The organism is Natronosalvus rutilus (assembly GCF_024204665.1).
GTDB classification, from domain to species: Archaea; Halobacteriota; Halobacteria; order Halobacteriales; family Natrialbaceae; genus Natronosalvus; species Natronosalvus rutilus.
In genome coordinates, this window is the sequence record NZ_CP100355.1 from 2,370,805 (window position 1) to 2,395,147 (window position 24,343).

Annotated in this window: 26 protein-coding genes; 18 read left to right on the forward strand and 8 right to left on the reverse strand. The window is 61.6% G+C overall.

Translation table 11 applies throughout. From position 1 onward, the window contains the following. The first annotated feature begins 221 nt into the window (after nucleotides 1-221). On the forward strand, nucleotides 222-995 hold the full coding sequence (gene coxB / locus NGM29_RS11370; RefSeq protein WP_254156300.1) for a cytochrome c oxidase subunit II: 774 nt from the start codon (nucleotides 222-224) through the stop codon (nucleotides 993-995). On the opposite strand, the gene NGM29_RS11375 is transcribed toward coxB, so the two are convergent. Beyond that, complete coding sequence (locus NGM29_RS11375; RefSeq protein ID WP_254156301.1) at nucleotides 992-1,204, reverse strand: DUF8142 family protein; 213 nt, start codon at nucleotides 1,202-1,204, stop codon at nucleotides 992-994. The two genes, coxB and NGM29_RS11375, sit on opposite strands and share 4 nt — an antisense overlap. A gap of 151 nt (nucleotides 1,205-1,355) precedes the next feature. On the opposite strand from NGM29_RS11375, the gene NGM29_RS11380 reads away from it, so the two are divergent. Next, nucleotides 1,356-1,601, forward strand: a complete 246-nt coding sequence (locus NGM29_RS11380) for a DUF6684 family protein (RefSeq protein WP_254156302.1) — start codon at nucleotides 1,356-1,358, stop codon at nucleotides 1,599-1,601. Nucleotides 1,602-1,608: 7 nt separating this feature from the next. Beyond that, entirely contained in the window at nucleotides 1,609-1,974 is a 366-nt protein-coding gene (locus NGM29_RS11385) for a hypothetical protein (protein ID WP_254156304.1), read from the forward strand. Nucleotides 1,975-2,000: 26 nt separating this feature from the next. On the opposite strand, the gene NGM29_RS21165 is transcribed toward NGM29_RS11385, so the two are convergent. Together NGM29_RS21165 and NGM29_RS11390 are read right to left on the reverse strand one after the other, a co-directional pair. Then, nucleotides 2,001-2,132: a hypothetical protein gene (locus NGM29_RS21165; RefSeq protein ID WP_256548160.1), complete on the reverse strand. Its 132-nt coding sequence runs from the start codon at nucleotides 2,130-2,132 to the stop codon at nucleotides 2,001-2,003. Nucleotides 2,133-2,154: 22 nt separating this feature from the next. Further along, on the reverse strand, nucleotides 2,155-3,396 hold the full coding sequence (locus NGM29_RS11390) for an RNA-guided endonuclease InsQ/TnpB family protein (RefSeq protein ID WP_254156305.1): 1,242 nt from the start codon (nucleotides 3,394-3,396) through the stop codon (nucleotides 2,155-2,157). Nucleotides 3,397-3,715: 319 nt separating this feature from the next. On the opposite strand from NGM29_RS11390, the gene NGM29_RS11395 reads away from it, so the two are divergent. Continuing rightward, nucleotides 3,716-4,045, forward strand: a complete 330-nt coding sequence (locus tag NGM29_RS11395) for a DUF7344 domain-containing protein (protein ID WP_254156306.1) — start codon at nucleotides 3,716-3,718, stop codon at nucleotides 4,043-4,045. A gap of 132 nt (nucleotides 4,046-4,177) precedes the next feature. Here the strand turns inward: NGM29_RS11395 and NGM29_RS11400 are convergent, their stop codons facing one another. Next, complete coding sequence (locus NGM29_RS11400; protein WP_254156307.1) at nucleotides 4,178-5,500, reverse strand: outer membrane protein assembly factor BamB family protein; 1,323 nt, start codon at nucleotides 5,498-5,500, stop codon at nucleotides 4,178-4,180. Nucleotides 5,501-5,876: 376 nt separating this feature from the next. On the opposite strand from NGM29_RS11400, the gene NGM29_RS11405 reads away from it, so the two are divergent. Next, nucleotides 5,877-6,056 carry a DUF7501 family protein gene (locus tag NGM29_RS11405; RefSeq protein WP_254156308.1) on the forward strand — a complete coding sequence of 60 codons (180 nt, stop codon included), beginning with the start codon at nucleotides 5,877-5,879 and terminating at the stop codon, nucleotides 6,054-6,056. A gap of 49 nt (nucleotides 6,057-6,105) precedes the next feature. On the opposite strand, the gene NGM29_RS11410 is transcribed toward NGM29_RS11405, so the two are convergent. Continuing rightward, complete coding sequence (locus NGM29_RS11410; protein WP_254156309.1) at nucleotides 6,106-7,770, reverse strand: gamma-glutamyltransferase family protein; 1,665 nt, start codon at nucleotides 7,768-7,770, stop codon at nucleotides 6,106-6,108. A 211-nt stretch (nucleotides 7,771-7,981) separates the two neighbouring features. Here NGM29_RS11410 and dinB point away from each other — a divergent pair, with 211 nt between their 5' ends. Beyond that, nucleotides 7,982-9,418: a DNA polymerase IV gene (dinB, locus tag NGM29_RS11415; protein WP_254156310.1), complete on the forward strand. Its 1,437-nt coding sequence runs from the start codon at nucleotides 7,982-7,984 to the stop codon at nucleotides 9,416-9,418. A 164-nt stretch (nucleotides 9,419-9,582) separates the two neighbouring features. Further along, nucleotides 9,583-10,959: a J domain-containing protein gene (locus NGM29_RS11420; RefSeq protein WP_254156312.1), complete on the forward strand. Its 1,377-nt coding sequence runs from the start codon at nucleotides 9,583-9,585 to the stop codon at nucleotides 10,957-10,959. Nucleotides 10,960-11,004: 45 nt separating this feature from the next. Here the strand turns inward: NGM29_RS11420 and NGM29_RS11425 are convergent, their stop codons facing one another. Continuing rightward, complete coding sequence (locus NGM29_RS11425; RefSeq protein ID WP_254156313.1) at nucleotides 11,005-11,637, reverse strand: uracil-DNA glycosylase family protein; 633 nt, start codon at nucleotides 11,635-11,637, stop codon at nucleotides 11,005-11,007. Between the two features lie 290 nt (nucleotides 11,638-11,927). Between NGM29_RS11425 and NGM29_RS11430 the strand changes: the two genes are divergently transcribed. After that, nucleotides 11,928-12,821, forward strand: a complete 894-nt coding sequence (locus tag NGM29_RS11430; RefSeq protein ID WP_254156314.1) for a bifunctional methylenetetrahydrofolate dehydrogenase/methenyltetrahydrofolate cyclohydrolase — start codon at nucleotides 11,928-11,930, stop codon at nucleotides 12,819-12,821. Between the two features lie 47 nt (nucleotides 12,822-12,868). On the opposite strand, the gene NGM29_RS11435 is transcribed toward NGM29_RS11430, so the two are convergent. After that, nucleotides 12,869-13,603, reverse strand: a complete 735-nt coding sequence (locus NGM29_RS11435; protein WP_254156315.1) for a DUF7117 family protein — start codon at nucleotides 13,601-13,603, stop codon at nucleotides 12,869-12,871. Between the two features lie 190 nt (nucleotides 13,604-13,793). On the opposite strand from NGM29_RS11435, the gene NGM29_RS11440 reads away from it, so the two are divergent. The 9 genes from NGM29_RS11440 (at nucleotide 13,794) to NGM29_RS11480 (ending at nucleotide 20,764) form a co-directional block, all read left to right on the forward strand. Further along, the gene (locus NGM29_RS11440; RefSeq protein WP_254156316.1) at nucleotides 13,794-14,132 is read left to right on the forward strand and encodes a DNA polymerase V family protein; all 339 of its coding nucleotides are present in this window, start codon (nucleotides 13,794-13,796) and stop codon (nucleotides 14,130-14,132) included. Between the two features lie 245 nt (nucleotides 14,133-14,377). Next, nucleotides 14,378-14,716 carry a DUF7528 family protein gene (locus NGM29_RS11445; RefSeq protein ID WP_254156317.1) on the forward strand — a complete coding sequence of 113 codons (339 nt, stop codon included), beginning with the start codon at nucleotides 14,378-14,380 and terminating at the stop codon, nucleotides 14,714-14,716. A 108-nt stretch (nucleotides 14,717-14,824) separates the two neighbouring features. After that, complete coding sequence (locus NGM29_RS11450; RefSeq protein WP_253435269.1) at nucleotides 14,825-14,971, forward strand: hypothetical protein; 147 nt, start codon at nucleotides 14,825-14,827, stop codon at nucleotides 14,969-14,971. Between the two features lie 548 nt (nucleotides 14,972-15,519). Further along, the gene (locus NGM29_RS11455) at nucleotides 15,520-15,795 is read left to right on the forward strand and encodes a PadR family transcriptional regulator (protein WP_252698748.1); all 276 of its coding nucleotides are present in this window, start codon (nucleotides 15,520-15,522) and stop codon (nucleotides 15,793-15,795) included. A 62-nt stretch (nucleotides 15,796-15,857) separates the two neighbouring features. Continuing rightward, entirely contained in the window at nucleotides 15,858-17,159 is a 1,302-nt protein-coding gene (locus tag NGM29_RS11460; protein ID WP_254156318.1) for an MgtC/SapB family protein, read from the forward strand. A gap of 54 nt (nucleotides 17,160-17,213) precedes the next feature. Continuing rightward, entirely contained in the window at nucleotides 17,214-18,566 is a 1,353-nt protein-coding gene (locus NGM29_RS11465; RefSeq protein WP_254156321.1) for an aminotransferase class III-fold pyridoxal phosphate-dependent enzyme, read from the forward strand. Nucleotides 18,567-18,638: 72 nt separating this feature from the next. Beyond that, nucleotides 18,639-19,415: an Ntn hydrolase family protein gene (locus tag NGM29_RS11470; protein ID WP_254156323.1), complete on the forward strand. Its 777-nt coding sequence runs from the start codon at nucleotides 18,639-18,641 to the stop codon at nucleotides 19,413-19,415. Continuing rightward, nucleotides 19,415-20,128: an archaeal proteasome endopeptidase complex subunit alpha gene (locus NGM29_RS11475; protein ID WP_254156325.1), complete on the forward strand. Its 714-nt coding sequence runs from the start codon at nucleotides 19,415-19,417 to the stop codon at nucleotides 20,126-20,128. The genes NGM29_RS11470 and NGM29_RS11475 overlap by 1 nt, the downstream gene beginning before the upstream one ends. A gap of 144 nt (nucleotides 20,129-20,272) precedes the next feature. After that, on the forward strand, nucleotides 20,273-20,764 hold the full coding sequence (locus NGM29_RS11480; protein WP_254156327.1) for a hypothetical protein: 492 nt from the start codon (nucleotides 20,273-20,275) through the stop codon (nucleotides 20,762-20,764). Between the two features lie 220 nt (nucleotides 20,765-20,984). Here the strand turns inward: NGM29_RS11480 and NGM29_RS11485 are convergent, their stop codons facing one another. Further along, complete coding sequence (locus tag NGM29_RS11485) at nucleotides 20,985-21,713, reverse strand: hypothetical protein (RefSeq protein WP_254156328.1); 729 nt, start codon at nucleotides 21,711-21,713, stop codon at nucleotides 20,985-20,987. Between the two features lie 1,391 nt (nucleotides 21,714-23,104). Here NGM29_RS11485 and NGM29_RS11490 point away from each other — a divergent pair. Further along, nucleotides 23,105-24,130: a DUF2332 domain-containing protein gene (locus NGM29_RS11490; protein ID WP_254156329.1), complete on the forward strand. Its 1,026-nt coding sequence runs from the start codon at nucleotides 23,105-23,107 to the stop codon at nucleotides 24,128-24,130. Nucleotides 24,131-24,343 lie beyond the last annotated feature (213 nt).

Sequence of the window (24,343 nt, forward strand, 5' to 3'; positions counted from 1 at the left end):
CCTCGAGGTCCACCATCTCTGACTCGAGGGCCTCCGTTCCGCCGCTCGCCGGCCGCTCGAGCGCGGAACGCAGACCCGGGCCTCGACTGTCGGTCGATTCCTCATGCGTCGATCTCACCACGCTACCACGAACTCCATAATGAAACCCTGCCGACGCAACCTCTCGCTACGCTGACGCCACCGTGGTGGTTATTTGGTCTCGAGCGTGGTCGATTGCCGGGATGGAGGGGCGTTACGTCCGTCTCGTTCGGTGGCTGATCGTCGCGACCGTTGGATCGGTCGCCATGACGATGCCCGTCGCCGCCCAGTCGGCCAACCGCGACCTCATCGACGGCCTCTACGTCCAGTTGCTGTACGTCGCGCTCCCGCTGACGCTGTTCGTCCTGGTCATCCTTTCGTACGCCGTCGTCCGGTTTCGGGACAACGAGGATCCCCGCCCGACCACTGAGGATCCGGCCCTCGAGATTACCTGGACGGTCGCGACAGCGGTCATCCTGCTGTTCGTCGGCGTCTCCTCGTATGCGGTGCTCGCCAGTCCGTACCTGTCGCCGGGCGTCCTCTCTGACGAGGATCTGGCCGGGACCGGCGACAATCCGGTCGAGGTCGCGGAGGACGACATGGTCGTCGAAATCGTGGCGTACCAGTGGGGCTGGCAGGCCACCTATCCGGAAGCGAACGTGACGACCCAGGACGTGATCGTCGTGCCTGCGGATCGTGACGTCGCGTTCGTCATGACCTCGAGGGACGTGATTCACAGCTTCGCCGTGCCCAGTCTGGGTCTTCGTCAGGACGTCTTCCCCGAACAGAAGAGCGCCATCCGAACGAACGTCTACGAACCCGGCACCTACCAGGTCCAGTGCACGGAGTTCTGTGGTGCCCAGCACGCTCACATGCGGGCGACGATCGTCGTCGTCGACGAAGAAACGTACCAGACGTGGCTCGTGAACCACGAGGGAGAAGACGACGTGACCAACGCACCGGCCGTCGTAGACTAACTCGAGGACGCGGGTCGAGACCGGAAGGCGATCCAGGCGAGCGCGATGAAAAACGAGACGGGAAGCGCGACGACGAACCCCCAGAGGTAGTTCGCCCCCCATAGCACCACCAGCAGAATCGCAAAGAGACCGACGGCTACCAGCGGAGCGACGGCGATAGCGGCCTGCCGTCGGTCGATATCCTCGGACGGTCGCCCGGGGTGACCCATGAACATTGCTGACGCGCTCGAGCGTCAAATACCCCGGACCAGTCCAGTCGGTCGTGTTCCGTTGACGCACCCGTCGCCGGTCGCTGGCCCGTTCGTCGGTCGTCGGTCGTCGGTCGCCGGTACGCCCCCTCCATTTATCGCCGTGGTCGGTGTGACTAAGCAGGCTATGGCAGTGCTCGGCCTCTCCAGGGAGTCGATCCGGGACATCTCCGGCAACCTCGTCCCCCTCGGCGTCCTGCTGTTCTTCGCTGGATGGCTGCTTCTCGAGCGCCCGTGGGGGTGGGATGCGTTCTCGCTGATCGTCGTCTACGGCCTCATCCTGTCCCTGGTCGCCATCCTGTTTCTGGTCACCTACGTTGCCGCAGTGCGGTTTCAGGAGACGGCTACCGAACGCTGACACCAGTATGATCGACGATTTCGACCTCGAGACGGCAGAGAACGACGACGGGGGCCTCGAGAAACGAGGCCGTCGAGTGACTCGGTCAGAAACTGGGAACGCGACTCGATCCGATCTGACCCAAACCTGGAGGGAACCGGCGGTCTCAACCCCGCGCTGCTCCGATTGTGGCCGTCCGTTCAGTACGGAGGAGCGTCGCCTGCTCCACCGGGGCCTCGAGCATCCGGATCGACTCACCGATCACGAGCGCGAAGCGTACGCGACGGTCGCAACGGCGGAACGCGGCGCACACAGGCGCTACGTGTTAGGTGCACTGATCGTACTCGCGGTGACGTACTTCGGATTCCTGTTCGCGTACGCGATCGTCGCGTGAGCGAGGTTGCGCGGCGGACACCGCCCTCAGAACGTGATGAGGACGATGCCCGTCACAAATAGCAAGACGACGACGACGCCGAGAAACAACCCGAAGAGTGCTTTTTCGGACATGGGACGTTCGTCATCGAGCGAGGTGTTGAATGTTACCCCGCGCACGGTGGCGCGGGGAATCCTGTTCTCACGAGGACAGGCTTCCTGTTTCTACGACGTGATTTGCAGACACACGCTGGAAATCAGTGGTGTCCGTAGCGGTCACAGTCTCCACAGGCATTGATTCGGGCCATCCCAGCCCTAATTCAGAAAAGCCGCGTTGGAGGACGTTCATCGCCGCGTTCGCGTCCCTGTCCGTCTCGAACCCACAGCTCGGGCAGGAGTGTTCCCTGACCCAGATGGGCTTCGCTGTCTCCACACCACATCGAGCACACTCCTTCGTCGTCCCCTCTGGTTCGACCTGCACGACGTGACAACCATATAGGTCGGCTTTGTATTCGAGGAGGGAGATGAATTGTCGCCACGCTGCGTCCTGCTTGTTGCGGGCGTTATGCGACTGTTCGAGCATCCCCTTCACGTTCAAGTCTTCCACGAATACACCGTCGTACTCACGAACAAGCCACGTCGTAATCTTGTGCTGGTAATCCAGTACTTTTCGTCGGATGTGACGCTTGACCTTCGCCACTTTCCGGCGTTGCTTCTCGTAACTACTCGACCCTTTCTCCTTACGAGACAACTTGCGCTGTTCGCGGCGGAGTCGTTCGTACTCGTCTTCAAAGTCGAGCCAGTCAACAGTCTTGCCGTCGCTGGTGTGGATGTAGTTCAGGATACCAAGGTCGATTCCCACGCTATTGCTCGCATCAAGCGTGTCCAGCGCGGGCTTCTCGGGAACGTGTTCCTCATCGGTTTCGAGACTGAACGAGACGAACCACTCGCCGGTCGTCTCTTTCTTGAACGTGACTTCTTTGATGGTGGCATGGTCCGGAATCGGACGAGAGTATCGGATTTTGACCCACCCGATTTTACTGAAGCGGACGTAGGCGTACTTGTCGTGACCCCTCTTTTCATCGCGGTCGAAACCAGACTGGTTGTACGTCACGCTCCGGTACTCGGTGGGTGCTTGGCGCTTGAGCCGACCAACCTTGTATCCCTTCTCTTTCTTCTCACGAAGGTTTGAGAGATTGCGGTGGAAGCGCGCGACGGTGGCTTGGGCGGCTTTCGAGTGTAGCTCGCTGAACACCAGCCATTTTCGTTTCCACTCGGGGAGTTTGTTATTCTGGTCGTACTCACTCGGCTTATCGTCCTCTGGACTGTTCTCGTAGTCCCAGCGGACGTGGTTGTAGAGTTGGCGATGAACATCCAGATGGTGTTCCAGTCGTTCTGCTACCTCTTGTGTCGGGTAGGCACGGTAGCGGTGACTGTATTCCATCGCTGTCTCTTAATTAGTCGTATTGTCACTTAACGGTTTGAATCACGAGTTGTCGGCTTCATCCCCGATCACGGTGGGTTGGGGTATTCGCCTCGATGACCAGTATAAAACACGTGTCGAGTGAATTCAGGTTCAGGTGTGTATGTGCACGCGACGGTCGTACATTCGGACACCCGCATCGGAGACGCCAGGGCCAGTGCGCCGGTCAAAACCGTACGGAAGGTCGACCGTAACTCGTTTCGATCGGAGAATTTTACGTCAAACGGGCTACAACTTACCACCGCGCAACTTATGCTCGTTCGAAATCTCCATTCGGTCAATGGTAACGGTTGACAATGTGCTGGGTCTTCTCAACGAGAAGCGCCGCCGATACGCGCTGTACTATCTCAACGAACAGGATGGCGCAGTGCCAGTCGAGGAGGTAGTGGATGCGGTGGCGGACATGGAAACGGACGAGGGGTCCTCTCCCCGTCCGGGCGAGAAGTGGAACAACGTCGAACTCTCGCTTCATCACAACCACCTCCAGAAAGCCGACGAGTACGACTTCATCCACTACGATTCGGAAGCGGGCGTCGTCGAACTCGTCGAATCCCCCACCGAACTCGATATCATCCTCACCGTGGCGAACGTGCTCGAGCGGACGAACTGAGTCGCACCTGATAGCCGTGCGATTTCGTCGCAAAACAGTGCCCGAAAGTGTCCTCGAGCAATCCACCTCCGTATCTGCCAGCAGTCGCACCATCCGGGTCCTCGAGGGTTCACATTCCCCTCCCCAAACCCGCTACTCGTCCTCGACGAGACAGTAAGCGTGTCCGGGTGTCTCGAAGATCGCCTCCTCGGTGTCGCTCCAGTAGTTCGAGATTCTGGCTCGTTCGGCGTAGTAGATCCGGCCGTCGCGCGGAATCGGTTCGCTGGTCACGTGACCGCGGTTCATCACTTTCCAACGAACGTCTCCGGTGTCCTTCTCGAGTGCGTAGAGGTGGCCATCATAGGAGCCCACCAGCACCGCGTCGGCGGTCACCGTCAGCGATCCCAGCACGTTGCCCTCGACGTGGGTCGACCACAGTTCCTCGCCCGTGTCGGCGTCCAGCGCGTAGACGTTCCAGTCGTCGCCGCCCGTGTAGACGACGTTCGTCTCCGGGTCGATTCCCGGATTCGACATGACCACCTCGCCGATCTCGAACGACCACTCCTCGCTCCCATCCTCGAGATTGAGGCGGTAGAAGTAGCCGTCCCAGGAACCGACGAACGCGCCGCCGTCGTAAGTCGGGATCGTCCCTTTGACGTGGTGGCCGGTCTCGAATTGCCAGGCGAACTCGAGGGAGGGAAACTCCCAGGCGTAGACGACGCCGTCGTTCGACCCGGTGACCATCCGCTCGGTTTCCGGGTCGATAGCCGTCGAGGGGTGGGGCATCCCCCACAGGCGGTCGTCCTTCCACAGTGGCTCGCCGGTGCCGGCGTCGAGGGCCCACATCGTCCCCGCGTTCGGGTTCGCGTACTCGGTGACGACGTAGATCACGCCGTCCCAGTAGGCCGGGCTCGAGCCGATTGCGATGGAGCCGTCGAGTTGACCGCCCGTCGTGTGCCAGATCTCGTCTCCGGTTTTGGGATCGAAGGCGTACATGTCGCCGTCGTAGCCCCCGAGGTAGGCCACGTCGCCGATGACTGTTGGCGTCCCATGAAAGCCCAGGGATCGCGAAGCGCCCGTCATCCGCGTCCACCTGTGCTCGCCGTGCGGGGTTACCGCGTGGATACGGCCGGTGTCGGACGGGATCAAGATCGTCTCGCCGTCGGGCGTCGGCAGGGGACTCGACTTCGCCGCGGTGTGGCCGATGTAGTTGACCGGGAGCGACCAGTTGACCGCCACCGACTCCGGCACGGTCTCGTCCGGGTAGTATCCGAGTCGGCGGAGCCCGCGGCGAAACATCGCCGCGTCGTCGCGGTCCGGGTACGTTTCGTCGTAAGGCAGGATCTCGGGGTCGAACGAGTCCTGATCCCGCGAGTAGGTGCCGTACCCGGGGAGCGCACAGCCGGCGAGTCCTGCCAGGGCCAGGCTCCCCCCGGCGAGGACCTGTCGTCTCGAGACGTGCGGTGGACGGGTCATCTGTCGTCGAGCCAATTGGAAGGGTTCCGGTATAGTTCCGCCGGTTCGGTAGGTCACGTCGCCGACGTCTCGAATAGGATTCACGACGTCAGGCTACGGAGTTCGTTGTCAGGCACAGGGAGTCGTTGCTAGACCCAAGGATTCGTTGTCGAGTCGAGGGACTCGTGTCGGATCGAGGGATTCGACGGTCGAATTCGGGTCGCTCGAGCCAACGGCTCACATCGAGTAGGCTCTTGCTACGATTCGGTACACGGACGATGACAGACTCCTCGCTATGAAGACGATTAGATAGGATATATATGGACCTTATTCTCGTAATAGGTGTTTTATACGTAAGTGGAATAGAACTATATACAGATTTGTGGACGATCAGTATATGTCAACGCACGCAACACACTGGAACGACACCGCGACCTGCCCGTTCTGCGGCGGCGAACTGAGCGACCCGGGCGCCGGATTCGTGGACCACATCGGCGTCAACCCCGAGTGTGAGATCGAGTTCGACAACTGGCGCTACAACGTCGCCGACGACCTCGGCGGCACCTGGAGCGGGTAGTCGATAGTCGAGGTGGACCGTCGACCAATCTCGAGCGGCCCTTTGGTCCCTAGAACCCGACTGCCTGCCCGTCTTTTCGCGGTTCTGTTGCCCCGGTGAGTACGTCGCCAGTGTGGCGAACGAGCTGTGCACCGCCGAACATCACGGGCGGGAACACCTGGACGTCGTGGCCCTTGCGCACCAGCCCGGTCTGGTTCGGGAACCGCTCCTCGACACCGAGGGACCCCTCCTCGCGATACCGCCAGCGCGGCGCGTCGAGTGCTTCCTGGGCGCCCATCCCGTAGTCGACCAGGTTCGAAACGACCTGGACGTGGCCCTGGGGTTGCATGTATCCCCCCATCACGCCGAAGGCCGCCCAGTCGTCCTCGTCGAACTTCGCGATGGCCGGCACGAGGGTGTGGAAGGGGCGTTTGCCGGGCTCGAGGCGGTTCGGATGCTCGGGATCGAGCGAGAACGAGGCGCCGCGGTTCTGGAGGGCAATGCCGGTGTCGCCGGCGACCAGGCCGCTCCCGAAGCCGGCGAAGCGGGAGTTGATGTAGGAGACGAGGTTGCCTTCCGCGTCGCCGACAGTCAGGAGCACGGTGTCGGCGTCCTCGGCGGCCTTCGTCGGTACGCCCACCGCGGGGTCCTGGATCGCCCGCTCGCCGATCGCCGCGGCGCGCTCGCGGGCGTAGTCCTTCGATGCCAGCGGCGGCACCGTCTCGTAGTCGGGGTCAGTGATGTAGTGATGCCCGTCGATGAACGCGAGTTTCGTCGCCTCTGCGAACGCGTGCACCCGCTCGGGGGAGTCGTACGCGTGATCGCCCGCACCGATTTCCTCCGCGATGTTCAGCGCCTCGAGCGCGATCAGCCCCTGGTTGTTCGGCGGCAGTTCGAAAATCTCCGCGCCGTTGTAGGAGGTGCTCACAGGCTCGATGAACTCGGGTTCGAAGGCGGCGAGGTCCGAAATTGTGAGAAAACCGCCCTTCGACTGCACCTCGTCGGCGATGGCTTCGCCGATCTCCCCCTCGTAGACCACGTCCGCGCCCTCCTCGGCGATCGTTCGCATCGACTCGCCCAGGCGCTCGAGCGTAACGACCTGACCTGGATCGGGCGCTTCGCCGTCGAACAGGTAGGCCTCGCGGGCATGGTCGTCGGTAAAGAGGCGGGGTGCACCCTGCCAGTAATAGGAGATGACCTCCGAGACGGGGTACCCCTCGAGGGCGTAGTGGATAGCCGGCTCGAGGACGTCAGCGAGCGTCAGCGTCCCCAGTTCTTCGACGGTGGCCTCCCAGCCGCGGGCCGTCCCCGGAACTGTGACCGCGTGCGGGCCTAAGAACGGCATCTCGAGGTCGTCGCTCGTGGTGTCGTCAACGGCGTAGCCCCTGGATTCGGGGTACCAGTCGGCGGCGTTCTCACGTTCCTGGACGGAGCGCGTCACATTCTCGATGGTCGCCTCGGCGGGGGCGCTACCGCAGGCGCGCATGGCGCCGACCTCACCGTCGGCGGTTCGGTAAAGGGCGAAGACGTCGCCACCGAGGCCGGTCGAGGTGGGTTCAACGACGTTCAGCGCGGCCGCGGTGGCGACGGCCGCGTCGAAGGCGTTCCCACCGTCCTCGAGGATCGAGAGGCCAGCCTGGGCTGCCAGCGGCTGGCTCGTGGCGACCATCCCGCCGGTGGCGTGGACCGAGGAGCGTCTCGAGTCGAATCGATCGAGGTCGTAGTCGGTGCTCATGTCAGGGGCTTTCGCTCGGGGATCAAAAGTGCGGGCGTACCGGCAGACCGTGACGAGGGCCTGGTGGGAACGGCTGGCGTCTCGATAGTACTATAGATACTATAGCATGTCCACCACGAGCATGTCCACCACGAACACGAACCCGCGGGCGGAACCTTCACGGCCTCCGAGTCGAAATCTCAGCGAGAACGCGTCCGAATTCCCCCAGCCCATGGCCAACGAACCGTACCTCCCCGGCGTCGACCGCTCCGACGAGAGCGAGGACCGCATCGTCCTCCACGTCGACGCCGACTGCTTCTACGCCGCCTGCGAGCGCCTCCGCGAACCCGACCTCGAGGACGAACCGGTCGTCGTCGGCATGGGCTACGAACCCGGTGACTCAGTGGGGGCCGTCGCCACCGCCAGCTACGAGGCCCGCGCGTTCGGCGTCGAGAGCGCCCAGGCCATCTCGACGGCGCTCGAGGCGCTGCCCCGGCGGATCGACATCGAAGACGACCCCGACTTAGACCTTGCCGTCGAGGAAACCGGCCACTACCGTCCGGTCGACATGGACTACTACCAGTCGGTCGCCGCCGAGGTGAAGGACATCCTCCACGACTGTGCCGACGTCGTCCGGGAGGTGAGCGTCGACGAGGCCTACCTGGACGTGACCGAGCGCACCGCCTGGTCGGTCGTCGACGGCTTCGCCCGCCACGTCAAAGACCGCATTCGTCGCGAGGTCGGCATCACCGTCAGCGTCGGCGTCGCACCCTCGATGAGCGCGGCCAAAATCGCCAGCGACTTCGACAAACCCGACGGCCTGACCGTCGTTCGTCCGGGTGAGGTTTGGGAGTTCCTGGCACCGCTCGAGGTCGACTTGCTCCACGGCGTCGGCCCCGTGACGGCCCGCGAACTGCGGTCGATGGAGCTCGAGACGGCGGCGGACGTCGCTGCCACCGATCCGGAGCCCCTCGTCGACCGATTCGGCGAGCGCGGCCGCGAACTCTACGAGCGCGCACGAGGAGACGACGACCGCCGCGTCGAACCGAAGGGGCTTCCCAAGAGCTTCTCGCGGGAGTCGGCGTTTGACGGCCCTGTCGAGGAGCGCGAGCCGAAATTCGAGCTGGTGGAGACGCTCGCGGCGGCCGTCGCTGACCGAGCCCGACGGGAGGGCGCATTGTACCGAACCGTGGGCGTGAAGGCCGTTCGTCCGCCCTACGAGGTCAACACGCGCGAGCGCTCGTTGCCCGGACCGGTCGACGAACCCGACCTCGTCCGGGAGATTGCCCTGGACCTGTTCGCCGAATTCGAGTCCGATCCCGTGCGTAAACTCGGCGTCAGGGTGGCGAACCTCGAGTTCAGCGAGGCTGACCAGGCGAGCCTAGATAGTGTCGACTGGGGGGATCGAGCGGGATCGAACGAGGCGGACTCGAGTACCGACGACGGCAATGACGACGAGAACGACACGCTTGGCGGGGCGGACTCGAGTTCACCCACCGAAAGGGTGACCGACGCCGTAGAGCAACTCGACCTCGAAACCGCTCTCGCGTCGGATTCGGGCGGTCAGGACGGGGATCAACGGTCTACCGACGATGACGGCGAAAAACGAGCGAACCGCGAGACGTCGGTTCGGGGCTCCGGACAGGCCTCCCTCGACGAGTTCGAGTAGCGGTTGCCGAGAGCGGCGAAGACGCCGTCGGCCGAAATGCCCATGCCAGTTCGTTCACGATAGCCAGATACGCCACGGAGACCATCAGCGATATTGAAAGTATAAGTTGTCGCAGGAATACGGTCTAACAGACCAGTCCCGAGGCCACAGACGACCGATCTTCCATGACCGACGATATCGACTTCTACGACCTTCTCGACATTTCATCTGACGCCTCTCAGGACGACGTGAAGCAGGCGTTTCGCGAACAGGTCCGGGTCTACCACCCGGATCTGAACGACGACGCCCGGGCACAGGCACAATTTACGGCACTCAAGAAGGCCTACGACATTCTGGGAGATCCGGTCGAACGCCAGGCCTACGACCGCCTCGGGCACGAAGATTACGTCGCCAAGCGAACGTCGGGGCTCCCCTCGCCTGACCTCTGGAAGTCGGCCAGGGACGCAGACAAGGATACAGACGCAGATGCGGACGCGGACGAGAGCGAGGACGACTCCTCGAGGTCGAAATCGGATTCGGATTCAGATTCGAAATCGGGATCGAGGTCGCGTTCGTCGACGACCCGTACCTCGAATGCGACCTCGAGCGCGACGTCGGCAGGCGGGACGACGGGTTCGCGAACCTCGAGTGAGAGTGCGAGCGCCGGCGCGGGATCGGCCAGTGCGTCCACCTCGAGTACGAGCACTGGCACCGAAACAGGGGCCAGCACCGGGACGAACACCCGATCGAAGGCGACCGCCTCGAGTGCCAGCGCGGGCGGGACGACGACCGGCACCGCCGACTCGACGGGTTCCCGGACCGGGTCGTCCCCTCGCTCTCACTCTCACACTGGCTCTCACTCGAGACCAGGTCGACTGACCAACAACGCGCTCGTCCGGTGGTGGCGCAACCAGAACTTCGCCTGGCCGCTCATCTGGACGTCGATCCTCGTGTATCTCGTCGGGCTCGTCCACTTCGGACTCGAGCACGAGAACGCACTCTCGACCCTGGCGATGGAACTGCAGTCGATCGGCGCCGAGCCGAACGCCCTCTGGACGTCCCTCTCGACCAGTCGGCACGACATTTCGACCCCGTTCGCGTTCGTCTCGAGCGTCGAGCTGATCGCCCCTCCCTCGCCGCTCGAGCCGATCCAGTGGTACGGTGTCCTGGCTGGGGTCGTCGGCCTCTCGTTGCTCCTCGTGCTCGCCGCACGAATCGCCTGGCGCGATGAGACCTGGGGGCCGGTTTCGATCGACGAGACCATCGTCGTCGGAGTCGCGCTCACCGCAGCAACGATGGCTGTCGGCGGGCCCCTGCTCGTGGGAAGCGTCCTCATGCCGCTGTTGATCGGCGTCGTCGTTCACCGGACCCACCAGCTTCCCGGGTGGTCGCCCTCGTACCTGTACGTCCTGGGCGTCCTGGCGCCCCTCGTCGGGTTCGCCGTCGCCGCCGCCGGCTACGCGACGCTTCCGGCCGATCTGGCGCTGTTCGTCGTCGTTCCACTCCTCGGCGCGCTGGGGCTTCCGCTCCGCGTGAGCGTTCGAAAACGGTTCGGGCGGTAGGTACCTATTGTGGCTATTGTCGCCGTCGTGGCGACCGAATCGTGCTCACCCAATCCGCGTCGCCACACCCTTCGTCTGCCGATAGTCCGAATCGAGAATCGCCTCGAGTCGCTCGAGCAACCGCTCTCGATCCCCGGGTTCCCACTCGGCCGGGTCGAGAATCGGGACGACCATGAACCCGCGTCCGCGGATCTCTGTCGCGTGGAGGGCGGGCATCTCGAGGTCGATTCGTCGTCGCTGGGTCGTGTACTCCTGGAGGACGTGATCGGTCGCCCTGGCGCCGACTGGCAGAAGGATGTGGGCGTTGATTGCGCGCAATTCGGCATCGAAGTAGCGCTCGAGTTCGTCGTACTCGTCCGCGGTCGGCGGCCGGCCCCCGGGGAGAGTACACATGTGGAGGTAGTCGGCGAAGAAATTCGAAAAGACCGGCTCACTGGCGGGGTCGCTGACGAATCCGACGGCGCGGAAGACGTCCAGGAGGCGCTCGCTTGCCTCGCGCTCGGTGAACGGGATGCCGGTGGTCTCGCCGCCGTGGACGCCGGGGTGGTCCCCGATCAGGTGAAAGTCTGCGTTGGCGTCGCCGTAGCCGAACACGGCCGGGACGTTTCCGGGATCGTGCTTCTGGAAGGGCGGTCGCATGCCGAAGGGGTTGCTCGTTCGGTCGGTGACGTTCTCCACGAGGGTACGGAGGCATCGAAGCGAAATAACGGCATTGAACCGTTCCGACGAAGGATTCGGATCGGCGTCGCTCGAGTCGACCGTTCACAGGAGCGGTGGCTCGCAGCGTGAAGGACCCGACGAATTGCTCGTCGTTGGGGGCGATAACTGAGAGCGAAGAGGCGATGACTGTGGGCGAAGGGGCGACGAGTCGATCTCGAAATGCACGAACGTGAATAATATATTCGTCTCGAGAGAAAAGATGGGCACGAACCCGAGCATTGAATAGGCTCGCGGTGTCCGGTTCCGGTATGACGACGATCATCGACGGGAAGGCGGTCGCGAGCGAGATACGAGCCGATCTGACTGGAGCGATCGAAACGCTTGCGGACGCCGGCGCCCGTCCAGGACTGGCGACCGTCCTGATGGGTGACGACCCGGCGAGCCAGACGTACGTGAACATGAAACAGCGCGACTGCGAGGAGGTCGGCATCGAGCCCCACCACGTCGACGTCCCCGGAGACGCTGCCCCCGAGGACCTGTACGAGGTCATCGCGGAACTCAACGACGACCCCGACGTTCACGGCTACCTCGTTCAGTCGCCGGTCCCCGACCACGTCGACTACCGGGACGTGATCCGGCGAATCGACCCCATGAAGGACGTCGACGGCTTTCACCCCGAGAACGTCGGGCGACTGGTCGCCGGCGACGCTCGGTTCCGGCCCTGCACCCCCCACGGCGTCCAGAAACTGCTCGAGGCCGCAGGAGTCGACACCGAGGGGGCGGACGTGACCATCGTCGGACGCTCGGACATTGTCGGCAAACCCCTCGCGAACCTGCTAATCCAGAAGGCCGACGACGGCAACGCGACGGTGACCGTCTGTCACTCCCGGACCGACGACCTCGCGGCCAAGACGCGCACGGCGGACGTCGTCGTTGCGGCTGTCGGCATCCCCGAACTGATCGACGGCTCGATGATCGCCGAGGGCGCGACCGTTATCGACGTCGGGGTCAACCGCGTGGACGCGGACACCGAGAAGGGATACGAACTCGTCGGCGACGTCGACTTCGAGAGTGCGAAGGAGCGAGCCGGTGCGATCACCCCCGTCCCCGGCGGTGTCGGCCCCATGACGCGCGCGATGTTGCTCTACAACACGGTTAAAGCCGCCAGCTTACAGGAGGGTGTCGACGTCGAGTTGCCCTGATTCTAACCCTGACTCCTCCCTCTCTCTGACTTCGTCGAACGCGGTCGCTACAGCGTCTCCGCCAGCGACTCGAGTCCCTCCCGCGCGGCCTCGAGTTCGGCCACGTCCCCCTGGACGCCGTTCGCCAGGTGCCGAGTCGTCTCGAGCAGTCGTTCCGCGATCGCCGGTTCGACGTCGCCCTCGAGCATGCGCAGGCGCGTTTCGTGATCGATCAGGCTCTCGAGCGTGCTCTGGGCGTCCTCGAGTTCGAGTTCGAGTTCCCGATCCGTCTCCTCGACCCAGAGGCGGAGATCGCGCCGATAGGTGCGCACGGCGTCGGCGACGGCGAGGCCTCGAGCCTCGTGGAAGGACGGCGGGACCGTCTCCGGGCCGGGGCGCGTGCCATCGTCGGCATCGCGCAACAGCGAGAGGAAGTACAGCTCTTCGTCTTCGGTCAGTCGGGAGGTCCGGGCGACGATGTCGGCGGCGTGGCGGAGTTCCATCGCGGCGAGGTACGTGTCGTCGAGCGGGCGAAGGTCCCCGTCGGCGACGAATCCGCGGTTCCGAACGTACTCGCGACAGATCCCTCTGGCGCGGTCGGCGAGTTCGTCGTTGGTCGCCTCGTCGACGGCTCCGCGGACGCTCGTGAGGTCGAACGACGCGGGTCGGTCGGTGGTCGCCGTGCGCTCGCCGGTGCCGACGCTCTTGAGGCTCCCGCAGGCCGGACAGCCGACGCTCCCCGTCTCGGCATACGACCAGCGGGTCCCACAGGCCGTACACTCGCGTTCGCCACGGACGTTCATCGCCGTTCGCTACGCGTGCGAGCCCAAAAGTCCCGTCGATGCACGACACCGGCGACCTCGAATCGATCGACCGACTCGATGGTTCTATCACACATGTAAACAGTCAGTCAAATGATTACCTACCGGGGAATGAAGAGACGGCAATTGCAATGCGTATCATCAGAACCTCGAGCAAAATACCCAGATTCGCATGTCCCGAGATAGATTCAGTCGACGAAAGTTCGTCGTTGCAGTTGGTGCCGCGGGTACGGCCGCCCTCGCAGGGTGTACCGACGACGGCAACGGGAACGGAGACGAGCCAGGCGGCAACGGGAACGGGGACGACAACGAGACTGACGACGAAATCGGCAACGGCGATGATGAGAACGAGACGGATATCGGCGACGACAACGAAACCGACGACAACGAGACGGATATCGGCGACGACAACGAAACCGACGACAACGAAACCGACATCGGTGACGACAACGAGACGAACGTCGGCGACGATAACGAAACCGACAACGAGACCGAGGACGAAGACGTATAACGAGACGCTCGTAGCTCATCTCGCCCACTCTTCGAACAGCGTCACACACGCGGCGAATCGACAGCCGGTCGAGATCCGACGCCGTAGTACCGCCCAAACGGTTTTATTTCGAGCCCGAGAACTAACGGACACGATGACACGGAGTACCCACGCTCCTGGTCGAGAAATTCGTCGATAGCGACGACACGCAGGTACGAACGACCGACGACGGCGTCGTCCTCGAGGTCGGTTCCGCCACCTACGCGTTGACCAGTACCGACGCAGCACAGCTTCGCGACCAGCTCGCCGACGCCCTCTCGCGGACGCGAACGTTCACTCACACGGAGGCAACGCATCGTCCCGACGGATCCTACGTCGTCGCCCGTCGCGGGGCGACCTCTAGCGGCCACCGAAAGGTCTTCGACTCCTTCGAGGCGGTAATCGACCTCTTCGAGGCGCTCCCGACGACGTTCACGGCTGACGACGTCGGGCGCACGGGGCTCTCCGGCAGTCGGCGACACATACTCGTCTGGCACGTTCTGGAGCATCCGGAGTTCCCCTGTGAGTTGCGCCGTCGACAGCCGTTGACTGCGCGGAAAGTCTGACCTGGACCCGTCGGTAGGCGAGGACCGAGAGCAGCTATACGCCACCCGACAGGTCGCGAATCGAATTCCGGGCCCCCACTTTTTACCGTGGGGATACGAGACAGAGCCATGCGTGAAGAAGACGAAATCCGCGAGCAGTACGAGTTTCTCGTCGAGCAACTCGAGAGCGACGAGATGCGCCACGAGGGCGTCAGACAGATGTTCACGTACTACCGCCGGGCGCTGGGCTGGGTCCTCGAGGAGGAACACATGTGATCGTCGAACCCGAACATATTCCGAAACGGACCAGTCACGTCTCGAGGCAGTGTCGGTACCTTTAAGTTTCTCCGGTGAATTCTACCAATTGACGCTTCGCTTTGGAGGGCCGAAGCGTCAGCGGGGACCAATTCAGGGCGGCAAGCAATCACGCGGCCCTTTTCACGCCGCGTGGTTTGCTTTCCTGTTTACAATGCTTTTGAGTGTAGAGTACTGAGACCCTGCCGTCCACTACCGGTTTCGTGTCGCCCACCGTCGGTTTTGTGTCATTCTCTCCCAGTTTCGTATCGGCGTGTACGACGGCCGACGACGGTCGATAGAATCGAGGATCGACGACCATCGCGCAGGGCACAATTAATTCTAAACGGAACACAATTCATCGTAGACATGAGGACATCGTTATGCGTCACGCCTCGCTTACTGGTCGAAGCCCTTACGTTTCGAAAGCCCTGTCAATCGCGTGTTCGGCGGAATACTTCGTCCATGCGTCGCCTGCAACCCGATATATTTATTAAAATTCGACAAGAAGAACGAGTGGTACGTTCCCAATGTACGACTTGACAGGATTTCAGCGCGACCTCCTATACGTGATCGCCGGCGAAGAAGAGCCACACGGCCTCGCGATCAAGGAGGAACTCGAGCAGTACTACGAGAAGGAGATCCACCACGGACGGCTCTACCCCAACCTCGACACGCTCGTCGACAAGGGACTCGTCGAGAAGGGGAGTCGCGACCGACGGACCAACTTCTACACGCTCACTCGACGCGGTCGACGTGAACTCGAGGCTCGTCGGGACTGGGAGGGCCAGTACGTCGACCTCTGAGACGCGTTCTCGATCCAGATATCGCACTCGATTAGATCGAAATCCGCTTCGCATACGACCCAATGCTACCCGATGCTCCCCTGCAGATACAGATACTCGAAGCCCCCCTCGACGAGGCAGTCGTTCGGATCGCCCTCGCCGGCGCACTCGGGATGTTCCTGGGGCTCGAGCGCGAGTGGTCACAGAAGTCCGCCGGAATCCGAACGTTCTCGCTGATCAGCCTACTTGCCGCCGTCTTCACGATCCTTGTCCTCGAGGCCGACGTCGGCGAGAGCCTGTTGCTCCTCGGCGGTCTGCTCGTCATCGTCCAGGGTGTGTTGCTCGCTGTGCAGGGGTTAATGAGCGAGGAAGACACTGGCCTCTCGCTGACGACGTCCGTCTCGATGCTGGTCGCTTACGGCGTCGGCTCGCTCGTAGCGGCGGGATTCGCTATCGAGGGCGTGACCGTCGCCGTCCTCTCCTCACTCCTGCTCGTGCTCAAGCGTGAACTCCACGAATTCGCGTGGGGACTCTCGCGCGAGGAGATGCGGTCGACGACGGAGTTCGCCATCCTGGCGTTCGTCATCTACCCCATCCTGCCGGCCGAGTACGATCTTCCGCTCGGTTCGGTCACGGTCCCGCTCGAGCCTCAGGTCATCTGGCTCATGGTCGTCGCCGTCGCCGGAATCGGGATCGTCAACTACGCCATCGTCTCGACGTACGGCGGTCGCGGCATCGCCGTCACCGGGTTCTTCGGTGGCCTGGCGTCCTCGACAGCCGTCGTCGGGACGATGCTCGACCACGTTCGACAGCGCCCGGAGGCGGCCTCGTACGCGGTCGCTGCGATCTTGCTCGCAAACGCGGCGATGGCGGTGCGGAATCTCGCGATTGCCGTCGCGTTCACCGCGGGAAGTGCCGTCGCGCCGCTCTTCCAGGCCGTCGTTCCGCTCGGCACGGTCATCGTCCTCGCGTTCGTCATCGCGTTCCTCATGGCCGACTGGTCTGAATCCACGGAGATGGACCTCGAGAACCCGTTCTCACTGAAGAACGCCCTCGCGTTCGGGGCCGTCTTCTTCGCGGTCCTCGTCTTCGGTTCGCTGGCGGAGACCTGGTTCGGCACGCTTGGCTTTTACGCCACTGCCGTCGCGAGCGGACTTGTCTCGAGCGCCGGGGCGACCACGTCCGCCGTCGTTCTCTATCGCGGCGGGACGCTCACTGCCCCCGAGGCCACGATTGCCATCTTGCTGGCGACGGTCTCGAGCATCGTCGTCAAGGCGTTGCTCGCGGCGACGTCCTCGGACGGGGAGTTCAAACGCAAGGTCGCGGTTTCCAGCGGTGCGCTCCTGGCCGGCGGCGCCGTCGCCACCGCCCTCATCGTCGTCTGAGTATTGCCCGAACCACAACGAATATTTTTAATCAACGGCCGGCGCAACTCGGGTATGGACCGAGATACGGTCGAGCCGCGAGTCGAGACGATGCCGGGCAAACGAGCGACCGAGTGGGCTGAGTACCACCACCAGTTCGCCGCCCCGAGCACCTACGTCTACGACTTCGTCTGGGATACGCAGGCAGACGCTATCGGGCCGTTCTGTACCGACGTCGACGGCAACGTCCTCATGGACTTCACGAGCCACGTCGCCGCGGCCCCGCTCGGGTACAACAACCCGGCGGTGAAAGAGAAGCTCGAGGCGTTCGACCTCGTCGATCCGACGAAAATCGCCGGCCAGGACTTCTACGTGAGTGGCGGTGGCTCCCCCTCGAACCCGGACTTTCCCGGACCCTCTCAGCTGATGGATCGACTGATCGACCTCACGGATCACTACGACATGGACCGGGTGTTCCTCTCGAACTCCGGCGCCGAAGCGGTCGAAAACGCGATCAAGATCTGTTACGCCAGCGGTGGCCACCGCGCAATCACGTTCGACGGCGCGTTCCACGGGCGCACCCTGGGCGCACTCTCGCTGAACCGGTCGAAGGCCGTCCACCGGAAGGGGTATCCCGAGGTGCCCGGCGTTATCAGCGTCCCCTATCCCTCGAGCCAGGAGCACTACGAGAACGACTGGCTCACGGACGGACCTGGCGGAAACGTCGTCGCCGACAAACTCGACCCCGACCGTGGCGTCGTCGATGCCGACGAGGTCGCCTTCCTCATCCTCGAGCCGGTCCAGGGCGAAGGCGGCTACCGCGTTCCCCACCCCGAGTTCGCTCGCGACGTCGAGGCGCTCCGGGACCGGTTCGGCCTGCGGGTCATCGCCGACGAGATCCAGTCTGGACTCGGCCGGAGCGGCGAGATGTGGGCGATCGACCACCTGGATCTCACCCCGGACGTCATCACCAGTGCGAAGGGACTGCGCGTCGGTGCGACCATCTCCCGATCCGATATCTTCCCCGAGGAGACGGGCCGCATCTCCTCGACGTGGGGCGCCGGCGACGTCCTCGCGTCGCTCCAGGGCGTGCTCACCATCGACGCGATTCGCGAGCAAAATCTGCTCGAGAACGTGCGCGAACGCGGCGAGCAGTTCCGCTCGATCCTCGCCGAACGCGACGTCGAGGGCGTCACCGACGTGCGCGGCCGGGGCCTGATGCTCGCGCTCGAGTTCGACACCAAGGATCGCCGCGAGGCCGTCGTCGAGGCGGCGATGAAGCGCGGGCTGCTCACGCTCGGCTGTGGACACAAGACCCTGCGAATCCTGCCACCGCTCAACGTCACCGAACGCGAGATCGACCTCGGCTCGCGGCTCCTGCTTGAGGCGATCGACGACGTCGCGACGCAGACGGCGACGACCGCCTGACGGCCTGCGACTCGACTAGCTAAAATATATTTTAGCTAACATATATTTCGCTGGGTCGCCTCCACTCGAGTGATGACGCGATACCACAGCAAACACGACTCGCGGCCGGGCAGCGACTCACGACCGGACAGCGATTCGCAGACGGCCAACGACTCGCAACCGGGACTCGAGTTTGGCGAGCGATTCTCGACCCTGGGCTCCCGGACCAAACCGTTCGCACAGCACGCGCCAGCGACCGGAGGCGGCGACACGCACGAACTCGAGTTCTCGACGGGAACGACCATCGTCGGCATCCGGGCGACGGACGGCGTCGTCATGGCTGCTGACCAGCGAATGAGCCTTGGGGGCCGCTTCACCGCCAACAAGGACGTCCGAAAGATTTCGGCGGTCCACCCGACCGCAGCGATGGCGATTTCGGGATCCGTCGGCCCGGCACAAGAGGTCATCAGGCGGTTACGCGCCGAAGCCAGTCTCTACGAATCCCGCCGAGGCGAACCGATGAGCCTGCCCGCGCTCGCGCGGACAGCGGGAGCCCTCGTCCGCGGTTTGCCCGTCGCACCGCTCCTCTGTGGCGTCGACGAGACGGGCGGCCACGTCTACGAACTCGACGGTGGCGGGAGCGTCGTGGAAGACCACTACGCGGCCGGCGGGAGCGGCATGCAGGTCGCCTACGGCGTGCTCGAGGGGCGGCTCGAGGACGACCCGGCGCCCGAACTCGAGACGGCGACGGACGCGGCGGTCGCCGCCGTCGAGGCCGCGAGCGAGCGCGACACCGCGAGCGGTGACGGGGTGACCACCGCGACGATCACGGCCGATGGCGTGACCGTCGACCAGCGGAGGGCGAGCTAATGCAGTCGAATCAGCAGGCCTACGACCGCGGGACGTCGATCTTCTCGCCGGACGGCCGGCTCTACCAGGTCGAGTACGCACGCGAGGCCGTCGCTCGAGGGAGCCCCGTCGTTGGCGTGGAAACGACCGACGGCGTCGTATTCGTCGCCGACAGTCGAACGCCCTCGCCCTTGCTCGCGAACGACAGCGTCGAGAAACTCCACGACCTCGACGGCCGACTGGCCGCCGCGAGCGCGGGCCACGTCGCTGATGCACGCCGCCTCGTGGATTACGCTCGCCGGTACGCTCAGGAGGAGCGACTCCGGTACGGGGAGGCGCCGGGCGTCGAACCGGTCGCCACGGCCGTGGCCGACCACGTCCAGGAGACGACCCAGTCGGGCGGCACCCGACCGTTCGGGACCGCGCTCCTGCTCGGCGGGGTCGACCCGGAGCCGCGGCTCTACGAACTCGACCCCTCCGGGTTGACCCGGCGCTGGCGAGCGACGGCGATCGGCGGCGACAGCGAGGCGATTCGGGCGACGCTTGAGGCGAGCTACGAAACAGGCCTCGAAGCGACGGAAGGACTGACCGTCGCGCTACGGGCGCTTGACGACGGACGCGAGGCCGAATGGGACGGAGCGTCCGTCGACGTCGCCGTGGTCGACTCGAGTGGAATCGATCGGTTCGATTCCCAGCGGTGTGCACAGGCGCTGGTGGACGCCGAGCTCACCTAAGTCGGTCACACGCCCTCAGGGTCACGGAGAGTGCTTGTTTAGTCCGAAACCAACCGGCACATACGGATGCGAACTGAGAGTGCGAGTAAAATGGCTGTTTGACCGTGGCGAAGGTATATCATCAATAGTTGAATATATTTGCCTATGAACCGTCGCCAAGCCCTCACGTTTACTGGTGTCGCCTTCGCATCCGCTTTTGCTGGTTGTTTGGGGAACATTAGTGGAACAACTCCCGAAAACGAAGATGACGACAATAACTCGGCTAACTCCGGACACGATGCTGAGATGGAAGACAACCCATCCGGTTGTTCTTTCAATGTTGAAATAGTCGAAGACCCCCCTGATGATGCTCTGCTCGTCATCGCCGAAGATGAAAATTTGAGGGAGATTGAGATTATAGACCGGATTTTTGAAGAGGCCACTAATTCAGAAAAACAGCACGGGACGGTGACGAGGGGAAGCGGGGAGTACGAACAATTCTCCGTGGTACCAGAATCAACCGACGAATTTGAAGAGGCAAAAGCGACGCTCAAATCGCTTCCCCAGTATGATAATCCCGTTTACCCATCGGGAGTCTACGTGAAATCCGAAAGTGATGAAATTGTGGTAGCAATCGTTGAGCAATGTCAAACATAACGCCTTCGTGTGTTGTGTTTTACATGCACTGAACGATCATGGACTCTCGTAAATCGCCTCTCATCTCGTGCTACATTCGCGCTCTGTATGCAGCACCAACTCAGCAGACTATCGATTTCTGGCAGCTCGAGGCTGCTGCACACAGAGGATGGGTTCAGCACAGCGACTTCAGTTGTTTCACGATGAAATCAGTGAACCATCCGCTTACTACACGTGTTGATCAAAAGCATTCGAGGAGATTGCCGTCTTCGACTGGATCGGGCGGCTCTTTTATGACCGTTCTCTCATCGCCGAAATACCGTTCATGGAGGCGGACGACTCCGGTCTCATCGACCCCGTAGACTGCCTCGTCGCTAAAATTATCATCACCGACGAAATACCCGTCGTGCGTTCTGTACTCTACGGGTGGAGCAAAACTGATTCCAATCACCGTGATCTTGTCGTAGAGATCAAGAATTCGTGTCGGGTCTCCCCAATTGTCAAGGATCTCTGCTCCAGCGCTAATTGCTCGTTTCCCGTACTCCGACACGGCCTTATTTTGCTGGTAGGCGTCTTCGTACTCGTACACGTATTCTATCAGCGATTCTTCGTCGAACGTACTCGGTGGCTCCGGATACGGCTTGATACCCACGCTGTGTAACTCGTCGATTTCACCGTTCGGCTTCTCTAACTCGAACGTCTCACAAACATCCCCGGTAGGTTCGGGGCGACCAGCGTTCGCACAGTTACGACGACCGGCGACCGAGTCTGGACCGGGAAACGGGCCGTTAGTATGGTCATCTGCCCACTCCGCTTTCGACGTACAGTCCGGGACAACGTTCTCATCGGTGGAGTTTTTATCGTCCAAATTGGCTGAATTTTCACCCTGTGGATCGAGGTTGGCGATGCAGCCACCCGCCCCGAGGAGGACACTCACAGCACCCGCAGCGAGAAGTTCCCGACGATTCATACTGTATTGTATGTCAGTACGGTAAGGTGTCTTAAATAGATACTCCAACCTCAAGGAGTGATTTGAGCTACAGCCATTCGATATGTATCTCACCTATACTGACCGTTCGCTACCCTCGCAGATCGGCCTTCGGCTCGTGCCACAGTCGCGCTCTCTATTCAGCAGATTGTGATTGAACTATTGGTGCGCTGACAAAAGCGGCGTGCTGAATACAGAGAATGGATGCAGCACATCGACCTCGTTTATTTCAATCACATTAGATGGAACTAACCGGTACGGATGGGTGGGAACTGAACATGCTCCCTAACGAATGGAGGAGTTCGCAGAGGGATGGGCGCTTCTATGATCGTATTGCCCAGATTACCTTGGTGATCATAACCGCGATAGTGGTCCGGAAGATGTGTGTAGAGGTGGCCTATGAACGAATCTAGGATGAGGTTTCTGAGTGGGGTTATCGCTCGAGATGGCTTCTAGACAGAGGGAAGGCGTGAGCAGGAGAAAGAGAGTGGCCCGAAAAGAGGGAGAAACCACGCTCTCAAAAGTTCATAATCGGTTTCCCTCTTGCGCTTTCCGGGTTGGCGGTAACCAGGAAGAGAAACACTACGAAGAGAGCCTCAAGTCAATCTGACGAAATCGGATTCGACGGTATAGAGCCTTCTCCGGAGGGATCACACTCACCCGCTCGAGTCGATCGTAGGCCCGGTCAGTACACGACTCGAAAGTTCATAATCGGTTCCCTGCTATCGGTTTTGAGTTCTAGACAGCACCAGAATTTCCGAAGAGACTGCGACCTCTCTCGAGAAGGCAAACACACTCGAGAGCACGTCTCGAACCGGTTATGCACGTTTGACGCTTCGGGCCCTGCATCTACGAAGCGAGTACCGATCACGAAACGGACCTCGCTCACCCATCAGTCTCGGCAATTACCAGAATATACGTGAATAGCCCCTAATCGCCTCGTGAGGCCTCATACTCGACGATTGGGACACAAGCCTTGCTCTCGAGGAAGATCCTCATCATGCAATCATGCCTAGACTATCTTCATAATCGGTCCTCGAACAGAGACCAAACCCACTCTTCCGGATGTAGAACCCGATTATGAGGTATCTGAAACGCGATTAGGACGTTTTATTGTAATTCTCAGTAGATTATAAGAGTTGTCTGCTGAATATAGAGGATGAGTTCAGCACGGTACTCTCGTTTATTCCTCACGTTTTGGCCGAAACCAACCGACACATACAGCTCCGTACCGACCGAAGAGAGGTCACTATCAAGTCACTAGTTGTTACTCTGTTTGAGATTGTTCAGATGGTTGGATCTATAATCAGGACTGCAAAAACGCGTGATCATCGGAACAATAATCGTACCTCCGAGATGACTTTTTCTAGTTGATGACTGGTCATAAGAACACCTTTGAGAAGTTTGCCACCGTCGAAGCACACGGTTCCTCACCCCTTTACGAAACGCTCTCGCTCAGCATCGCGGACGACGAAGAAATCCTCGCCCTTACTGGGGAAGTTCCTGCTGACCAACCTGCGCCGAATCTACTTTTCGCCGCAGTACAGTATCTCCTCTTTGAGCGTCCCGATGAGGTTCTTGCAGACTACTTCCCAAATACTTCTGAATTGTCAAAGCTCCCGAGAGAAGGTGCGTATGAAGCGTTTCGGAATTTCTGTCTCTCTCATCGAGACGACATCATTTCGCTCCTGCAGTCGCGCCGTGTCCAAACAAATGTGATTAGTCGGAGTTCCATTCTACTCCCCGTGTTTGAGTACCTCTCCCGCCGATGCAATCGGATTCCTCTCGGGGTGGTCGAAATCGGCCCGAGTGCGGGCCTGAATCTCCTGTTCGACAAGTATGGCTATCAGTACGGACGGTACGGGAAGTACGGCGACCCGAAGTCCCCTGTACAACTGTCGTGTGAAGTCCGTGGTGATGAGGAACCGCCACTGCCGAAAGAACTACCGCTATTGGGAAAGAGACTCGGAATCGACCTCAATACACTTGATGTCCGGAATGAAGACGACGTTCGCTGGCTTCGCGCTCTCATCTGGCCCGAACACGAGGAGCGGCGGAATCTCATTGAAGGTGCCGTTTCCGTGGCACGTGAGTCACCGCCAGAACTCATCGAAGGAAATGCGCTGACTGACCTAGAGAACGTTTGTAGCGAAGTTCCCGAGAATGAACAGCTGTGTATCTTCAACACGCACGTTCTCTATCAATTCACAGTTGAACAGCAAGAGGAGTTCGCGGAGTTATTTGGCGAAATTGGCCAGTCCCGTGACCTATTCTGGGCGAACTGTGAGTGGCACGGAGACGAACCGGAAGTACGGTTCGTTGAATATGTCGATGGAACGAAATCCATCGACGTACTAGCACTCTACGATTCACACGGACGATGGATAGAGTGGTGTTGATAATACCGTCAAGGTAGAGAAACGTACTACCGACGCTGGTACGTAACGGCGCTTGTCTTTCACTGAGCGTCGCGGAAATACTCGATCTGTTGAGAGGGATGCGACTGGGCTTTAAATGAACGTTCGTCTCCCTTGCTAAATTTGCACCACATACTTAGCGGCTAACCGGTGTGCGGCGATATACTCGCGCCCTGTACTGACCGATCACCGATC

What these genes read in the sequence shown, in the direction of transcription:
- NGM29_RS11400 (WP_254156307.1), bottom strand. Translation starts at nt 5,500, where the DNA reads ATGACCCGTCCACCGCACGTCTCGAGACGACAGGTCCTCGCCGGGGGG.
- NGM29_RS11470 (WP_254156323.1), top strand. Translation starts at nt 18,639, where the DNA reads ATGACGCGATACCACAGCAAACACGACTCGCGGCCGGGCAGCGACTCA.
- NGM29_RS11375 (WP_254156301.1), bottom strand. Translation starts at nt 1,204, where the DNA reads ATGGGTCACCCCGGGCGACCGTCCGAGGATATCGACCGACGGCAGGCC.
- NGM29_RS11420 (WP_254156312.1), top strand. Translation starts at nt 9,583, where the DNA reads ATGACCGACGATATCGACTTCTACGACCTTCTCGACATTTCATCTGAC.
- coxB (WP_254156300.1), top strand. Translation starts at nt 222, where the DNA reads ATGGAGGGGCGTTACGTCCGTCTCGTTCGGTGGCTGATCGTCGCGACC.
- NGM29_RS11430 (WP_254156314.1), top strand. Translation starts at nt 11,928, where the DNA reads ATGACGACGATCATCGACGGGAAGGCGGTCGCGAGCGAGATACGAGCC.
- NGM29_RS11485 (WP_254156328.1), bottom strand. Translation starts at nt 21,713, where the DNA reads ATGAATCGTCGGGAACTTCTCGCTGCGGGTGCTGTGAGTGTCCTCCTC.
- NGM29_RS11480 (WP_254156327.1), top strand. Translation starts at nt 20,273, where the DNA reads ATGAACCGTCGCCAAGCCCTCACGTTTACTGGTGTCGCCTTCGCATCC.
- dinB (WP_254156310.1), top strand. Translation starts at nt 7,982, where the DNA reads ATGGCCAACGAACCGTACCTCCCCGGCGTCGACCGCTCCGACGAGAGC.
- NGM29_RS11440 (WP_254156316.1), top strand. Translation starts at nt 13,794, where the DNA reads ATGTCCCGAGATAGATTCAGTCGACGAAAGTTCGTCGTTGCAGTTGGT.
- NGM29_RS11455 (WP_252698748.1), top strand. Translation starts at nt 15,520, where the DNA reads ATGTACGACTTGACAGGATTTCAGCGCGACCTCCTATACGTGATCGCC.
- NGM29_RS11410 (WP_254156309.1), bottom strand. Translation starts at nt 7,770, where the DNA reads ATGAGCACCGACTACGACCTCGATCGATTCGACTCGAGACGCTCCTCG.
- NGM29_RS11465 (WP_254156321.1), top strand. Translation starts at nt 17,214, where the DNA reads ATGGACCGAGATACGGTCGAGCCGCGAGTCGAGACGATGCCGGGCAAA.
- NGM29_RS11395 (WP_254156306.1), top strand. Translation starts at nt 3,716, where the DNA reads ATGGTAACGGTTGACAATGTGCTGGGTCTTCTCAACGAGAAGCGCCGC.
- NGM29_RS11460 (WP_254156318.1), top strand. Translation starts at nt 15,858, where the DNA reads ATGCTACCCGATGCTCCCCTGCAGATACAGATACTCGAAGCCCCCCTC.
- NGM29_RS11475 (WP_254156325.1), top strand. Translation starts at nt 19,415, where the DNA reads ATGCAGTCGAATCAGCAGGCCTACGACCGCGGGACGTCGATCTTCTCG.
- NGM29_RS11435 (WP_254156315.1), bottom strand. Translation starts at nt 13,603, where the DNA reads ATGAACGTCCGTGGCGAACGCGAGTGTACGGCCTGTGGGACCCGCTGG.
- NGM29_RS11405 (WP_254156308.1), top strand. Translation starts at nt 5,877, where the DNA reads ATGTCAACGCACGCAACACACTGGAACGACACCGCGACCTGCCCGTTC.
- NGM29_RS11385 (WP_254156304.1), top strand. Translation starts at nt 1,609, where the DNA reads ATGATCGACGATTTCGACCTCGAGACGGCAGAGAACGACGACGGGGGC.
- NGM29_RS11450 (WP_253435269.1), top strand. Translation starts at nt 14,825, where the DNA reads ATGCGTGAAGAAGACGAAATCCGCGAGCAGTACGAGTTTCTCGTCGAG.
- NGM29_RS11390 (WP_254156305.1), bottom strand. Translation starts at nt 3,396, where the DNA reads ATGGAATACAGTCACCGCTACCGTGCCTACCCGACACAAGAGGTAGCA.
- NGM29_RS11490 (WP_254156329.1), top strand. Translation starts at nt 23,105, where the DNA reads ATGACTGGTCATAAGAACACCTTTGAGAAGTTTGCCACCGTCGAAGCA.